We start from the raw sequence: 14,902 nt of genomic DNA, 5'->3' as shown, positions 1-14,902 counted from the left end.
TCAGGAGAGCTGCGACCCTATTCATCCAATTGAGTTAGAAGGAAGGATCGCAATAGCCTGAAGGCCAGAGGTCCGAAGTTCGTGACCCGAACCTTTGGTAGACCCATCATCTCAGATTCCACGATCTCCCAACAGGGTGAAAGTATTACGACTGCATCAATCGTTTTCCAATATCACCCGTAATCCATACAGCTCGCTTGATGGAAGGCCGAATAGGAACAACCCCATTGGCGTCGAATACCACTATGTAAGACTTAGAATAGAACTACGCATGAATCGAGGTTGGGATAGATGGAGCTTCAATCGATATATAACGAGTATCTGAATATCAAATTCAAACGCGGATTACCGCCTGTACGGACGAATTCGTTCGAATATGGCCTGTATGAAGATGACAGTGCTGATCTGTTTCTACCGAATCACCCTGAGGTGACCTTTACGAATTGGATGTATGACTTGCAACCAAGGGATCCCCATTATGTATCCGAGCCAAACTGGCAGCCTGTTCTCGCAGATGTTTTTCAACAGATGGATATATATGATGAACAGGTCCTGTATCATCTTCTGTTCACCATAAACACCACACTGTCGATCCATTCGTATAATGCATACAGTGCCATGAATGAATGGATGAAGAGCTACAGCTTCTTTCAGCTGTCTCACTTGAGTGAGATCACTCGTTTAAACGAGGAGCAGAAGCACCAGCTAAGAGACTTTTTCTTCTTTTTCTATCTCTATGCACATCCAGTTAACGAAGAAACGCTCTACGCGTGTTCATTTGAAGGCCAGAACTTGGTGCATACCAAAACCGATATTTCATTGGAATATTATTTTACGGCATTTCATGATCACTATAGTACAAATATTAATGAGTACAGCGAGCAAATCGCCATTGCTCCATACGACATCCAGACCTGCAAACATCTTACACTGGAGTTGTTGCGATCGATTGAGGGTAAGACAGTCAAGCTCAGCATGCCTTCCGAGGAAGGGTTAGAAGCGGTACTACAGCTTATTAATAACGTGGATCAAATGCTGCAAATGCATGACGAAAATAAAAGCACGCTGTTTGAGATCATAAAAAACTTCCTGACGGAAGCCCGTTCCACTCCCTATCGGGACCACTGTTTCACGTCGCTGCTTCAGAACTATGCTTCGTATATTTTGTTTTTCAGGTTTGATGAGATTCATGGATTGGTGGAATATTTCGAAGACACCCCTGTGTGGGTCAGAACGATTATCAATAAAATCTTTATGGACACAATCTTCATGGAGCGAATAATGCGACAGAAGCGCATCGATATAACCGCGTACCCGAATGTTACTCAGTTCTTTGAGGACGAAGCAAAACGAATCTATCTGTAGCTCCGGAGGGAGAGCCGCGCACTAATCCAGAATAGTACGTCAAAAAGCCTTCGCCGACGTTAATGTCAGCAAAGGCTTTTTACACTTTATTCTTGTCCATTGTATTAATTACAGTAAATATGCAATACGTTCTATCTCTGATGCCTCTTTACACCGAAGCAACCTTCTTCTCAACTGTCAGCCCAAGTGCCTTAGCTGTCGTCGTGTGAACTTTACGAAGAAGATCCGGATTCTCCACCAGGGACTCTCCGTAGGAAGGGATCATTTCCTTAATCTTCGGCTCCCATGAATCCATATGCTGCGGGAAGCATCGCTGCAAAATCTCCAGCATGACTTGCACCGCAGTGGAAGCCCCTGGCGAAGCGCCGAGTAATGCCGCTATTGAGCCATCGGCAGCAGTAACGACCTCTGTACCAAACTGAAGTGTGCCTTTGCCGCCCTGCACCGTATCCTTAATGACCTGCACGCGCTGACCTGCCAGAACCATATCCCAATCTTCGCTTTTGGCACTTGGAACAAAATCACGCAGTTCCTGCATACGCTGCTCTTTGGACAACATCAGCTGTTGAATCAGATATTTGGTCAGTGAGATCTCTTTGACCCCTGCAGCAAGCATGGTCAAGAGGTTATGTGTTTTGACCGACGTGATGAGATCGGTATTCGAACCGGTCTTCAGGAATTTGGGTGAGAATCCGGCAAATGGGCCAAACAGCAGCGACTTCTGATTATCAATATAGCGGGTATCCAGATGCGGAACAGACATCGGCGGAGCGCCCACCGAAGCTTTACCATACACCTTGGCATGATGCTGCTCCACAACCTCCTGATTTTTGCACACCATGAAAAGTCCACTGACCGGGAATCCGCCGATATGTTTACCTTCCGGAATACCGGTTTTTTGCAGCAAATGCAGGCTTCCGCCACCCGCACCGATAAAGACAAACTTGGCTGTATGGCGCTCTACTGCACCGTTGCTCAGATTCTTCACCGTTAATTCCCAAGCTCCGTCTTGCTTGCGTTTAATATTTTTCACACTATGTTGGTAGTGGATATCCACGTTTTGATTCTTCAGGTTATCGAGCAGCATGCGCGTTAAAGCACCAAAGTTAACATCCGTACCGGAGTCGATTTTGGTAGCTGCGATCGGTTCTTTCCCCTTGCGGCCTTTCATCATCAGAGGAATCCATTTCCGCAATTTTGCCGGGTCGTCCGAGAATTCCATACCTTCAAATAAAGGGTGGTTCGATAAGGCTTCAAAACGTCTTTTCAAAAACAGGACATTGCTCTCTCCATGCACATAACTCAAATGGGGAAGCGGCATAATGAAGTCCCGCGGATTACGAATCAGATTGCTATTAACGAGATAGGACCAAAATTGTCTGGAGACTTGAAAATGCTCATTCACCTTAATGGCTTTGCTGATATCTACGGTTCCGTCCGGTCGTTCAACGGTATAGTTCAATTCGCAAAGTGCAGAGTGGCCGGTTCCGGCATTGTTCCATTCGTTGGAGCTTTCCTCTCCTGCACTGGCGAGCTTCTCATAAACCTTAATATTCCAATCTGGTGCCAATTCCTTCAGCAAGGTTCCCAATGTTGCACTCATAATTCCGGCACCAATCAAGATAACATCTGTACTCGTTTGTCCCTGGCTCATGTCTACCGTCCTTATATCCTATATTTGCCAAAAGGATGTAAGCGTTATCGATTTGGCATTTGCAGCGAGCCCGTTCTCGAACTGGCCCAAACCTCTTCTGAACGAAATTAAACCTTGGTCATAGTGTATCAATATTACGGTTAGATTGAAATATGCAATTTTAAGTTACTTGGTTTACCTGTTAGTATACTTTAGTTTCAACCTTACCGCTAACCCGCTTATAGGGGTGAAAGATTTATTTTTTCAAGATAATAGAAAACATGGCAAGCCATAACGCCATTCTAGTCAAATTTCTAGGTACGTATTTCTCCTCATGAGGAAAATGGGATTGAATCAGCCGGCTCTCGGCAAGGAAAAAGCCTATTCCAGATGATGAATTCCTGGAATAAGCTTGTTTTACTGTGGCCTCTTAGAGCAGAACGTCCGATTAGCATGTTTATTCGCTAGCATCTACATGATATCTTCCCCGGGGTACGACCAAAGGGGAGCCTGACAACGGATCTTCTACCACAGTACAGTCCAGGCCAAATATGTCTTTCACCATGGTGCTTGTAATGACGTCAGAAGGAGCACCCTCTGCGACAAGCTTCCCTTCCACCAGCGCAATGATATGATCCGCATAACGGGCTGACAGGTTGATGTCGTGCAGCACCATGACAATGGTTGTTCCATGCTTCCGGTTAAGGTCGGTGAGCAGATCGAGAATCTCAACCTGATAGGTAATATCCAAGAAGGTTGTTGGTTCATCTAGAAAGAGAATATCCGTCTGCTGCGCCAGAGCCATCGCAATCCAGACCCGTTGTCGTTGACCGCCTGAAAGCTCATCGATGTTATGGTTGGCAAATTCGGTAATGTCCATGATCTCCATGGCTTCAGCTACCGCTTCGTAATCCTTCTTGGTCCATCCGCTCAGCAAGGACTGGTGCGGAAACCGCCCTCTTCCCACCAAGTCGGCAACAGAGATCCCTTCCGGGACAATAGGGGATTGGGGTAACAGTCCCACCACCCTGGCCAGCTGCTTGGGTGGGAATTTGCTGATCGGCTTCCCATCCAGCGTAATTTTTCCCGATATCGGCTTGATCAGCCGGGCCAATGTTTTGAGAAGCGTAGACTTCCCGCAGCCGTTAGCTCCAATGATGACACTGATTTGGTTGCTGGGAATCGCAAGGTCTACGCCATGAATAACGGTTTTATTGTCATAGCCAGCCACTAAGTCTTCCGCTTGGAACACATGCGTCGGTTTCATTATAATTCTCCCTTTCGGTTCATTCGGATGAGCAGGTAGATCAGATAAGGTGCACCGAGGATTCCGGTAATGATGCCCACAGGATATCTGACCTCGAACGCAAATTGCCCGATGAGATCTGCAGCCAAGACCAGATTAACGCCAACAAGTCCCGCCGGAATGGCATTTGAGAAGCCTGATCCGGCTAGTCTCTTCGCGATAGGTCCCGAAAGGAAAGAAACAAAAGCGATCGGACCGGTAGTGGCTGTCGCGAGAGCAATCATGCCTACAGAACACAAGATGAGTACAACTCTTGTCTTATCCGTAGCAACACCAAGTGATGTAGCCGATTGTTCTCCAAGCTCCAGTAAACCAAGATGTTTGCCTAGCAGTATAATAAAAGGAGACAGGACCAGAACCGCAATGATTAAAGGCGGAAGCTCGTCCATCTTGGAGCCGTTAAGGCTGCCGCTGAGCCAGCGAAGCGCAGTTGGAATGTCCTGCTGCGAACTGACCAGCAAAAGATAGGATATGACCGCATCCAGCATGGCCTGTATGCCTATTCCGACAAGGATCAATCTTCCGATCGAGAAGGTTCTTCCCTTGGATAATATATAGATCAATACCACCGTCGCAAGACCCGCAATGACCGAAGCAATGGAAACAACGGCTCCATTTGCATGAATGACCGTGATGCAAAACACGGCTGCTGCGCTTGAACCGGAGGTTATACCGATGACATTCGGATTCGCCAAGGGGTTGCGCAGCATGGTCTGAAAAATATAACCCGCCATACCGAAGGCAAATCCGGCAAACAGCCCTGCAAGCATCCTTGGTAAACGTATGGTATGGATTGCAAATGTCGCCCCCTTAACCTGCTCACCGGAAAGGACCCGGATGACATCACCAAGCGGGTAAATGGTATTTCCCAGCAAAAGCATGGCACAGCATAGAGCGAGCGCGAGTATGGCAAGTAATGCAGTAACAACGACCCACCGACGTCGTCTATGACGTCTGCCCGATATAATCAATTCCATCGTATTATTTTTCATAATGAACGCACTTTCGATTTAATCGCTAGAATGATAAGAATTGGAGCTCCAATGAAGGCTGTAACCACACCGACCTCGAGCTCTCCCGGACTGCCGATGAGCCTGCCAAGCACGTCGGATATCGTCAAGATAATCGCACCCGAAATCGCCGACATCGGAATAACAAAACGCAAATCAGAGCCGAGTATAAGCCGAATCACATGCGTCGCCAAAAGTCCGATAAAACCAATGGGACCGGCCAGTGCCGTTGTTGCACCACACAATAGAACCGCCGCAAGTGCTGCAATCAGCCTGAGCACTCCCGTTCGAACACCCAGCCCGGTTGCCACGTCGTCACCCAGTGCCAATGCATTCAGTGCTGGAGCCGTAATAAAGGCAATGATGATACCAATGGCCAGAAACGGCACAAACGTACCGATATCGCTCCAGTTGCCTGAACCGACGCTGCCGACTTGCCAGAATCTGAATTGATCCATTACATAAGCGCGTGGAATCATGATGGCAGTCACCAGAGAGGAAAGGGCTGCCGTTATGGCTGCTCCTGCTAGCACCAATTTGATGGGTGTAGCGCCGCCCCGCCCCATGGAACCGACAGCGAATACAAATACAGCGGTAAGTGCAGCACCAACCAAGGCCAGCCAGATATATTGGCCTGCCGTGTTTATGCCCAGAAAGGCAATGCCGAAAACAACAAACAGGGACGCCCCTGTATTGACACCCAGAATACTCGGGTCAGCGAGCGGGTTGCGCGTGACCGATTGCATCAATGCTCCGGAAACGCCCAGTGCAGCTCCGCAAAATAAACTGAACACGGTCCGGGATATTCGTTTGCGAACGATATTTGCCCCATAGGAGTCCATATTGGAGTGAAACAGACCATCCATCAGTTCATTCCATCTCACAAGCCGGGAACCTAGTGTGAGTGATGCCAACACGCAAACGCCGAGCAAGACGATGCAAAGGAACAGCACCGTCTTGAAATGTTTAGGCATATGAAGTTTTAAAGGATTGTTTTGGGAAGTCGAAGAACTATTCATTGATCTTGTCGATCGCCGCACCGATTAATTTCAGGTATTCATCAATGGTATACGCAATCGAAAGCGGATTCGGTGTTCCGGCAGCCACCAGAGGTGTGTCACTATCGATGAAGGCAACAGAGCCTCTCTCGATCGCAGGGATTTTACCCAGCAAGGAATCGGCCTGAATAGCCTTTAACAATTCATCATTGCCGTATCCGATCAGCAGATCGGCATCGTTAAGAGCCTCTGCATTCTCAGCACTCAGTTCCAATGAGTAGCTTTTTGGATCCTTAATGAGTTCGGTGATACTTTCGGGATTACTCAATCCCAGTTCTTCCAAGAAAGAAACACGAGAGTCAACTGGCGTATAAATATGCAATTTGGACATGTCTTGGGCAGAGAAGTTCACCCAAACTACTTTTTTGCCTGCAATCTGAGGATAGGCACTCAGTTTCTCCTTAATCATGTCTTCGGTATCTTTGATCAGCTGCTCACCTTCCGCTTCCATGCCCATGCCCTTAGCGTTAAGGTTTACTTGTTCACGCCACGTCGTTGCCCATGGAGCTGTTGGATAAGCCACAACTGGAGCAATCTCGCTTAATGTATCGTAGTCTTCTTGTGTAATACCGGAGTACGCGGCAAGAATCACATCAGGGTTAGCATCCGAAATGGCTTCAAAATCAAGACCATCTGTATCCTGGAACACGTTCGGATCTGTTACACCAAGCTCGTCCAGCTTCTCTTTGGTCCAAGGAAGCAGTCCGCTGTCATCCTGCACACCAAAGTTTGCTGCCGAGAATCCAACAGGGACAACATTTAGAGCAAGAGCGATGTCATGGTTGGCCCATTGTACGGTAACCACGCGTTCAGGCTTGCTTTCGATAACCGTCTCACCAAGAGCGTGCTTGATGGTGATTGGATATTGTGTACTTTCATCTGGCGTAACCGCTGTTTCCGTAGCTGCTTCATCTGTGTTTGCCGAACTGTTTGCTGCTGGCGCTGAACCCGTGGTCGAATCGGATTGCTGCGTTGAGCAGCCCACCAGTACCAAGATCATAATCACCGAGATGATTAGTGCTTTCAATGAAATGTTACGTTTCCCCTTCATGTGTTAGACCCTTCCTTTTCTAAAATAAAATTTTTTGAATAAATCGATTAACTATCCTGTCTTGCTGTAACCTCGATCACGAATCATTTCGAGAACGTTTTCAATCAATCTGAGCGATTGAATGAAGCTGATATTGCAAAATCGTGGCATGCATCTGCTCACCTGAAACCCCAGTCTATATGTATCGGTGCGAAAACAACCTATAGCAAAGTAGAGAATGAAGCTTCGTATATTTATGCATTTTTACTCATTGTGATACTGATAATGATTATCGATATCACAAATCTACCTTTGTTTTAGTCGATTGTCAACAAAAAATATGGATGCATACTATCGGGAATCATGAAATAAAGGGGGGGACACAAATTATTATATTCCTAGATATCTTACGTTTAATGAACAAACCAGCAAAAGTATGGGCTTTCAAACGTAAAGAAAACAAAAGTAACATCAAAAAGCCACAATCAATTCTCATTGAAAGTGGCTTTTAGGTTTGGGTATGCCTTTATACCCTCCATTTCGGGGTTTACTCAGAAGATTGAGATGAGTTCCTTCGTATACGGATGACGTTCATCTGCGAACAGCGCATCCGCACCAAATCGATCGACGATTTGTCCTTCTCGCATCACGATGATACGCTGGCTCATACGGTGTACGGCAGCCAGGTCATGCGAGATGAACAAATATGAAAGTCCCAGTGATGTCCGTAGGTCGGTTAGCAATTGCAGTACAGCGCCCTGTGATATCACATCCAGGCTGGCTGTTGGTTCATCAAGAACGATAACGTCCGGTTCAATGCCTATGGCACGTGCGATGGTTACGCGCTGACGCTGCCCGCCGCTTAACTCATGCGGATAACGCCCCGCGAGTTCACTTGGAAGCTCAACAGCTTCCAGCAGCTGCTTCAAGTAGGCGTCCTTCGATGTATAGGCAAAGTGGGACAGCTTAACGTCTCTCCCGAACTGTTCATACGGGTCGATTAATGAATCAGCAATCTTCAGCTTTGGATTCAGCGCCGCAGCCGGATTCTGAAACACAATCTGGATCTTCCTGCGATGTGGGCGCAAGCGTCGGCCGCTAAGCCGCGCAATGTCCTCACCACCAAGCATGATCGAGCCGGAATCAGCATCTTCGATCCGCAGCAGACAGCGAGCGAGTGTACTCTTGCCACAGCCGCTCTCGCCAACCAGTCCGAGGCACTCGCCTTGGTTTAAGGTGAAAGACACGCCGTTAACAGCTGGACGCTCAGCGCCAGCATAGGTACGGCTGAGATGTTCCACGCCCAGCACCGGTTGGGCAGACAACTCAGATTTCTCCTTGTCCTGTTGGATAGATGGCTCAACCGGCAATGATTCCTTATGGTACTCCATTTCGATAGACTTCACTGCGTTTCCGCCTCCTTCAGACCCGATTTTAACGAGCGGCTCAGGACAGGAGCTGCTTCAATCAGTTGACGCGTATACTCATGCTGCGGATGGTCCAGAATACGGTGTTTCCCGCCCGATTCGACAATCTGTCCTTCCTTCATAACTGCTAGCCGATTGGCGTAGCGGCGCACATGACGCCAGTCGTGTGTAATGAACAGAATGGCGCAGCCAGTCTCTGCCTGCTTACGTGCCAGCAGCTCCAGCACGCGGTGACCCGAGACGCTGTCGAGCGCCGTAGTCGCCTCGTCGGCAATTAGCAGCCTTGGCGATAGCATAAGCGATGTTGCGATGGATGCACGCTGAAGCTGACCACCGCTCAACTGGAACGGATAGCGGCGGAGAAGCTCTGCCCCAAGTCCAACGGACTCCAGCGCCTCGATGGCGCGTTTACGCCGGACAGCAGAAGACTTTTCTCCATGGATCTTCTGGTATTCGTCAAAGTGTCCGCCAATACTGCGAAACGGCGTGAACGCTCCCTGATAATCCTGAAAAATATATGAGATGCAGCTTCCCCGCAGGGCGCGCATCTCCTTCGGTTTACATTCGAGCAGGTTGCTGCCTTCAAACATGATTCGCCCCGCTGCGTGCAGGTTGGATGGAAGCAGTTGACCGATCGACTGTGAGAGCAGACTTTTGCCACTACCGCTCTGCCCAACCAGCGCCATGAATTCACCTTCTCGAACGGCGAGAGAGACGCTGTCGACAATGGTACGATCACAGCTGAAGATGCTCAGTTCCTCAATGGAGAGAATCACGGCTGCACCTCCTTTTTCACGTCAAAGCGGTCTCTCAGATAGTCGCCGAGCATATTCGCAAGCAGTACTACCACTACGATGGCTAGACCCGGATAGACCATAAGCTCTGGCCGTGACTGGAAGTATGGTCTGGAGTCATTCAGCATAGCTCCCCATTCAGGCGTTGGTGGCTGAGCCCCAAGTCCGATGTAGGACAACGAAGAGATGAGCAGAATGATCTTCCCCAGATCGAGGCTTGCCAGTACGAGCACATGCCCGGCAATATGCGGGAGCAGATGCTTGGTCATAATGCGTGCGTCTGACAGTCCATTGGTTCGTGCGATACGAATGTAGTCCTTTTGCGACTCGGACAGAACGGTACTGCGGACAAGGCGTGCATAGCTGACCCATTTGACGATCACGATCGCCAGCACCAAATTACCGATACCCGCCCCAAGCAGCCCGCTTAATACAATAGCCACAATGGTGTCAGGGAAGGCAAGGAAAGCATCGGCAATTCGCATAAAGAGCTTATCCACCCAACCTCGCTTGTATCCCGCAATCAGGCCAAACGGAATGCCAATGAGCAGTGCCGCTCCGAGCGCCAGCAGACTATAACCGAGCGTCTGGCCGCCTCCAAGCAGCAGCCTTGTTAGAACGTCTCGACCCAGATGGTCGGTGCCAAATGGATGGAGAGCACTTGCACCCTGCAGCCTTCCGCGAAGGTCGGTTAGTGTAGGGTCATGTTTAAGATAAACAAAGGCATATATGGAAGCCCCGATGATCAGCAGCACAAATAGCAAGGCGGTGATCGCCTGTATGCTGTGTTTTTTCGATTTTTTAGCGGCCAGTGGGCGCAGAAGCATCGTTTTCATCGGTGGGCCTCCCTTTCCTTGAGTTTCATTTCCGGATTCAAATATCGATAGGACAGATCAACTGCCGTATTTACGAAGAATACAACGACCGCCATGATCAGAATGTAACCCTGAATCAATGGATAGTCGCGCTGGCGGATGGCATCAACGACAAGCTTGCCAATGCCCGGATAGGCAAACAGCACCTCGATAACGACGACTCCTCCAATGAGACTTCCCAGACTGACACCGAACACTGTAATGACGGGTGGCAGACTGTGGCGAAAAGCATGTAAAAAGAAAATGCGGCCTTCGGATAACCCTCTCGCCCTGGCGGACCGGACGAACTCCTGGCTCAGTGAATCCAACAGGCTGGAGCGCAAAAGACGCACATAAACGCTGGATATGGCAAGCCCCAGCGTCAGAGACGGCAAAATAAGCGATACAAATCCATCCCGTCCCATTGTCGGCAGATTACCGAAGCGTACGCCGAACAAGTCGATCAGAATCAGGCCCAGCCAGAAGCTTGGTACCGCTGCACCGACAATGGACAGCATGCGGCTGCCCCGGTCGATCCAGCTGCCACGATGCAATGCCGACAGGGATCCAAGTGGGATCGCCACAACCAGCATGACCAGCAGAGCTCCGATTGTCAGTTCCGCTGTAGCCGGAAGCGCCCGCATGAGCGTCTGCATAACCGGCTGCCCTGTCGAGTACGATACGCCGAAGTCCAGGCGGATGAAGTCCAGCAGCCAATTGCCAAATTGAACAGGCAGGGAATCATTGAAGCCCATTTTTTCACGCATAGCCTCAACCTGTTCCTGACTGACGGACAGTTCATCCACATTCAGAATGGTCAGCACCGGGTCCCCTGGAGCCAGACGGATGAACAGGAAACTCACGAACATAATGAACAGCAGAAAAATAAATACTTCGAGAAACTTGCGGAGCAAAATGCGAAACATTACATCACATCCAGCTTATTGGTGATCATGTAATACTCACTGCGCGTGGTAAGCCAGTTCTTGATCTTCTTGCCGTTGTAGGCAACGATCGTACCCGGATGCAAGACAAATGAATTCAGCACGTTGTCGTGCACGTAATTGGCGGCCTTTTCCGCAAGCTCTGCGCGCTTCTCCGGATCTACTGTGAGATTCAGCTCATCGATGATCGCCGTCAGCTCCGGATCCTCTGATCCACTGAAGTTGAGTGCACCCTTCGGATGATAAGTTGCATTCAGATAATAACCCGCGTCACCTCGCGGTGCGGTCAGATTACTATAGGTTGCGATATCCCAATCACGATTGGACGCCATATAATCCTCCGGCGTATCGATCTGGCGAATTTGCACATCGATGCCAATCTTCTTGGCGTCAGACTGGAAGACTTGGGCGATCAATGGCAGGTCTGCGCGAGCCGAGTATGTAAGCAGCGTCAGTTGCAGTGGTTTGCCATCTTTGGTCATAACGCCGTTTTGCAGCGTGTAGCCTGCTTCCTTCAGGTAATTAACCGCAGCTTCTTCACCTGATTGTGATGCTGCCTTGTCATAGGTAGGTGCAAACGGCAGAGACGGAAGGAACGGCCCGATTGCCGACTCACCGTAGCCAAGCAGGATGGTATCAACGATCCCCTGCCGGTCAATTAATGCATCCAGTGCACGGCGCACGTTTAGGTCCTTGATGCTTTCACGCTGCATGTTCATCGTCATCTGGTGAACGCGGAACGTGGAGGTGGACTCCACAGTCATGCCATCGATTGCTTTAAGGGATTCCAAACTTTCTACTTCCGGACGGTATACGATGTCGACTTGTCCGGATTGAAGTGCGAGTGTACGAGCATTGGCATCCTCGTTAAACGAGAATGTTACCGAGTCGAGAGGTGAAGCACCGTCCCAGTATTCATCGTAGCGATCCAGTTCTAGCTTGCTGCCTGGGGTAAAAGAAGTCAGCTTGAACGGGCCCGTACCAATAGGCTTGTTCACAATGTCCGGCTCACTCACGTCTATAATGGCCGTGTTGGGGTTCACCAGTTCTGAAGCGAATTCTGGGAACGGCTGTGTTGTTGTAATCTCCAGTTTGTCGCCCTCGGCTTCGATCGTGTCGATCTTAAGTGCGTTCTGAATGGCCGTACTTTCGGTCAATGCGCGCTCAAGTGATGCCTTAACAGATTCACCGGTCATCGGCTTGCCGTTCTGGAATGTTACATCATCGCGCAGATCAATCGTCCAATGCTGGCCGTCTTCGCTTTCCCAGCTCTCAGCAAGCCATGGAGCAACGGTCAGATTCTCTTCATCGAGACGAACCAGCGTTTCCGTAATGCCTGCACGAAGCGGAACGTAGCTGGAGTCGACATGTGGGTCAAGCGAGTTTGTGGAAAAGTTATATAGGAAGTGAACGTTTTTATCGTTGGAAGGCTGCGCAGCGGGACTCGTTTCGGAAGATCCACAGGCGCTCAGCAGTCCGGCGCTCAGGACCAGGGAGGTCAGCACCAGCAGCGGCGTCTTTTTATTCAAGGTAATGCCCCTCTCTCTTAATCGTTGTCTTAATCGTAATTATTATTATTTAAACAATGAGTATTATCTTATCGTAATGATTACGTTTTGACAAGAGATATATTGGTGGTGGAACGCAAAAAAATCCGTCTCTCAGATGAGAGCGGATTCTTCATGTTTTTTGTTACATATGAGGGCTTTATCATGGTTCCTATTACGCTGATTGTGTTCTTTTAATGTGACCTAGCCTCTACGATCATTAGTTGCATCGTACAGAAGGTTTAAATCTTACCTAGAATATATAAAGTACCGTGTCTTCATTAATAAATGCATCAGGCAGCACTTTTTGTAGATTCTCAATTCTCCCCTTCATATACTCCAAATCATTTCCAACCAAGTTTTTTATTGTCCATTCCTTTAAAAGTGCTAACTCATCTACTGCAGCTTCTAATTGACTATAATTAATCTCAGATCCATCTTGAATAATTTTTATTCCTAATTCATGTATTGCTGTCTCCCAATGTTCTTCATAGAAATCTTGAGTTGATATATTCTCACTGAGTGTCAGCTCTGCGTTCCGATCATTGATGTCACCGTTATATCTAAATAGACCTATGGACATTATTCTTTCCCTCCAAATTCAGCTGAAAAATTGTAATCCGGATATTTGGTTTTTAAATTATTAAGTTCATTTTGAACTGCCAACCTTAACTTTGGAGTATCTGCATCAATTCTGAACACATAGTTCCTAATGTTCGTTATATCCTCAAATAGGGGAACATCTTGAGATATAGAACTTGACAGCTTCACTTCTGTTTGTTGAAGCGCTATTATTCTGTTTGAACCCTTTTTAAATATCTGTTTGAGTGCCCATTGTTCTTCCGTTTGCGGAACATTGGGGTTATCCATGTACAATTTCTTCGCCGATTTATCCTCATATATTATTTTGTTTTTTAAATCTATTTCGTCAATTTCACTGTTTAACTTGCCATGTATATTAATCTCTTTATACGACTCTTGCTTAACTGAAACTGGAGAAGATGGTCCTATCTCTTCACCACTCTTCGTTTTAGCAGCCTCAATATGCTTTTTAATCTTCGCCACAGCTGGGTTCGATGATGGCAAACGGAATGGACCTTTGCTGCCCGGCATACTTCCCTTAACCATCGAAACGGCCATAAAAATCTGACTAAGCTTAAGCGATGTAACCATTGTTTGAGCATATTTATCTGAGACAGGCTCGCCTGTAAACGGATGAATCCCATTCTCAAATGCCTTGATCTGGAGCGCGAAGATATCCTCCCCTGGCGGTTCCATGTTCATAGGACCTTGCATGCCTTTTACATCCAAATTCCCTTTATCCTTCTCATAAGCCTGGAGAGCCGCCTGATCCGTAACGCCTTTCTCATTCACAGGAAGCCATACTCCAAATGCTGAGTTATACGCCATCCGATAACCCTTATCTTCCGGGTTTCCATTACCGGTCAATCTTGTCGTCATCGCCATCGCACCAACAGCTCCAGTTGCACCTGCCAAACTTACCTGCTCCGCATCTGCTTCTTGAAAACGGGTAGCGATATCCTTCAGATCCTTGGACGTGTTGACCATACTCTCTAGTGCTTTCTCCAGTATAGGCTTGGATCGCTCAAACTCATAGTAAAAACGTTCCTGCGTTGCACCCATCCACATCGCCTGGATGAACATAATCTGCCTGGTCAGATCACTCCGGATGCCCTCCAATTGTTGTCTGGCCTGATCTACCTGATTGGATACGTCATGTAGTTGTTCAGGGGTAACTTTTATTGTACTCATATGTATCTCCGCTCATTGAAATAGGATTAACCTATGTTAGCAGAAGTTCCAAACGCAATACATCCGGCTAAAATCCTGATTTTACCTAATTAATAGCATTAAAGCCTGTTCTCATCAGTCCTATGGTCCTATATGCATATACCCAAGTTAAAGGTAAAAAA

At 48.0% G+C, this 14,902-nt stretch carries 13 protein-coding genes; 1 reads left to right on the top strand and 12 read right to left on the bottom strand.

The features are described 5' to 3' along the window. The first annotated feature begins 291 nt into the window (after positions 1–291). On the top strand, positions 292–1,365 hold the full coding sequence (locus AC3WQ3_RS00475; protein WP_492471121.1) for a hypothetical protein: 1,074 nt from the start codon (positions 292–294) through the stop codon (positions 1,363–1,365). Positions 1,366–1,513: 148 nt separating this feature from the next. Here AC3WQ3_RS00475 and AC3WQ3_RS00470 read toward each other — a convergent pair whose 3' ends face one another. From AC3WQ3_RS00470 to AC3WQ3_RS00415, 12 genes are all read right to left on the bottom strand, one after another. Beyond that, the gene (locus AC3WQ3_RS00470) at positions 1,514–3,019 is read right to left on the bottom strand and encodes a malate:quinone oxidoreductase (protein WP_492471120.1); all 1,506 of its coding nucleotides are present in this window, start codon (positions 3,017–3,019) and stop codon (positions 1,514–1,516) included. Positions 3,020–3,455: 436 nt separating this feature from the next. After that, on the bottom strand, positions 3,456–4,265 hold the full coding sequence (locus tag AC3WQ3_RS00465; RefSeq protein WP_492471119.1) for an ABC transporter ATP-binding protein: 810 nt from the start codon (positions 4,263–4,265) through the stop codon (positions 3,456–3,458). Next, on the bottom strand, positions 4,265–5,296 hold the full coding sequence (locus tag AC3WQ3_RS00460) for a FecCD family ABC transporter permease (RefSeq protein WP_492471118.1): 1,032 nt from the start codon (positions 5,294–5,296) through the stop codon (positions 4,265–4,267). The genes AC3WQ3_RS00465 and AC3WQ3_RS00460 overlap by 1 nt, the downstream gene beginning before the upstream one ends. After that, positions 5,293–6,333, bottom strand: a complete 1,041-nt coding sequence (locus AC3WQ3_RS00455; RefSeq protein ID WP_492471117.1) for a FecCD family ABC transporter permease — start codon at positions 6,331–6,333, stop codon at positions 5,293–5,295. Before AC3WQ3_RS00455 ends, AC3WQ3_RS00460 begins: the two co-directional genes overlap by 4 nt. After that, entirely contained in the window at positions 6,326–7,423 is a 1,098-nt protein-coding gene (locus tag AC3WQ3_RS00450) for an iron-siderophore ABC transporter substrate-binding protein (RefSeq protein WP_492471116.1), read from the bottom strand. The genes AC3WQ3_RS00455 and AC3WQ3_RS00450 overlap by 8 nt, the downstream gene beginning before the upstream one ends. 530 nt (positions 7,424–7,953) lie before the next feature. Beyond that, positions 7,954–8,808 carry an ABC transporter ATP-binding protein gene (locus AC3WQ3_RS00445; RefSeq protein ID WP_492471115.1) on the bottom strand — a complete coding sequence of 285 codons (855 nt, stop codon included), beginning with the start codon at positions 8,806–8,808 and terminating at the stop codon, positions 7,954–7,956. Further along, positions 8,805–9,605 carry an ABC transporter ATP-binding protein gene (locus AC3WQ3_RS00440; RefSeq protein ID WP_492471114.1) on the bottom strand — a complete coding sequence of 267 codons (801 nt, stop codon included), beginning with the start codon at positions 9,603–9,605 and terminating at the stop codon, positions 8,805–8,807. Before AC3WQ3_RS00440 ends, AC3WQ3_RS00445 begins: the two co-directional genes overlap by 4 nt. Further along, positions 9,602–10,459 carry a nickel transporter permease gene (nikC, locus tag AC3WQ3_RS00435; RefSeq protein ID WP_336782589.1) on the bottom strand — a complete coding sequence of 286 codons (858 nt, stop codon included), beginning with the start codon at positions 10,457–10,459 and terminating at the stop codon, positions 9,602–9,604. The genes AC3WQ3_RS00440 and nikC overlap by 4 nt, the downstream gene beginning before the upstream one ends. Then, a complete protein-coding gene (nikB, locus tag AC3WQ3_RS00430) occupies positions 10,456–11,403 on the bottom strand; it encodes a nickel ABC transporter permease (protein ID WP_492471113.1) in 948 nt (315 codons plus the stop codon). The genes nikC and nikB overlap by 4 nt, the downstream gene beginning before the upstream one ends. Beyond that, positions 11,403–12,950 carry a nickel ABC transporter substrate-binding protein gene (gene nikA / locus AC3WQ3_RS00425; protein ID WP_492471112.1) on the bottom strand — a complete coding sequence of 516 codons (1,548 nt, stop codon included), beginning with the start codon at positions 12,948–12,950 and terminating at the stop codon, positions 11,403–11,405. Before nikA ends, nikB begins: the two co-directional genes overlap by 1 nt. A 271-nt stretch (positions 12,951–13,221) precedes the next feature. Further along, positions 13,222–13,551 carry a hypothetical protein gene (locus AC3WQ3_RS00420; RefSeq protein ID WP_492471111.1) on the bottom strand — a complete coding sequence of 110 codons (330 nt, stop codon included), beginning with the start codon at positions 13,549–13,551 and terminating at the stop codon, positions 13,222–13,224. After that, positions 13,551–14,741, bottom strand: a complete 1,191-nt coding sequence (locus AC3WQ3_RS00415) for a WXG100 family type VII secretion target (RefSeq protein WP_492471110.1) — start codon at positions 14,739–14,741, stop codon at positions 13,551–13,553. The genes AC3WQ3_RS00420 and AC3WQ3_RS00415 overlap by 1 nt, the downstream gene beginning before the upstream one ends. Between the last annotated feature and the right edge of the window lie 161 nt (positions 14,742–14,902).

This window comes from Paenibacillus sp. FW104-T2, assembly GCF_058789975.1.
The sequence above is the reverse complement of the archived record's forward strand: the minus strand, read 5'-3'. Positions and strand labels throughout refer to the sequence as shown.

What these genes read in the sequence shown, in the direction of transcription:
- AC3WQ3_RS00475 (WP_492471121.1), top strand. Translation starts at nt 292, where the DNA reads ATGGAGCTTCAATCGATATATAACGAGTATCTGAATATCAAATTCAAA.
- AC3WQ3_RS00470 (WP_492471120.1), bottom strand. Translation starts at nt 3,019, where the DNA reads ATGAGCCAGGGACAAACGAGTACAGATGTTATCTTGATTGGTGCCGGA.
- AC3WQ3_RS00465 (WP_492471119.1), bottom strand. Translation starts at nt 4,265, where the DNA reads ATGAAACCGACGCATGTGTTCCAAGCGGAAGACTTAGTGGCTGGCTAT.
- AC3WQ3_RS00460 (WP_492471118.1), bottom strand. Translation starts at nt 5,296, where the DNA reads ATGAAAAATAATACGATGGAATTGATTATATCGGGCAGACGTCATAGA.
- AC3WQ3_RS00455 (WP_492471117.1), bottom strand. Translation starts at nt 6,333, where the DNA reads ATGAATAGTTCTTCGACTTCCCAAAACAATCCTTTAAAACTTCATATG.
- AC3WQ3_RS00450 (WP_492471116.1), bottom strand. Translation starts at nt 7,423, where the DNA reads ATGAAGGGGAAACGTAACATTTCATTGAAAGCACTAATCATCTCGGTG.
- nikC (WP_336782589.1), bottom strand. Translation starts at nt 10,459, where the DNA reads ATGAAAACGATGCTTCTGCGCCCACTGGCCGCTAAAAAATCGAAAAAA.
- nikB (WP_492471113.1), bottom strand. Translation starts at nt 11,403, where the DNA reads ATGTTTCGCATTTTGCTCCGCAAGTTTCTCGAAGTATTTATTTTTCTG.
- AC3WQ3_RS00420 (WP_492471111.1), bottom strand. Translation starts at nt 13,551, where the DNA reads ATGTCCATAGGTCTATTTAGATATAACGGTGACATCAATGATCGGAAC.
- AC3WQ3_RS00415 (WP_492471110.1), bottom strand. Translation starts at nt 14,741, where the DNA reads ATGAGTACAATAAAAGTTACCCCTGAACAACTACATGACGTATCCAAT.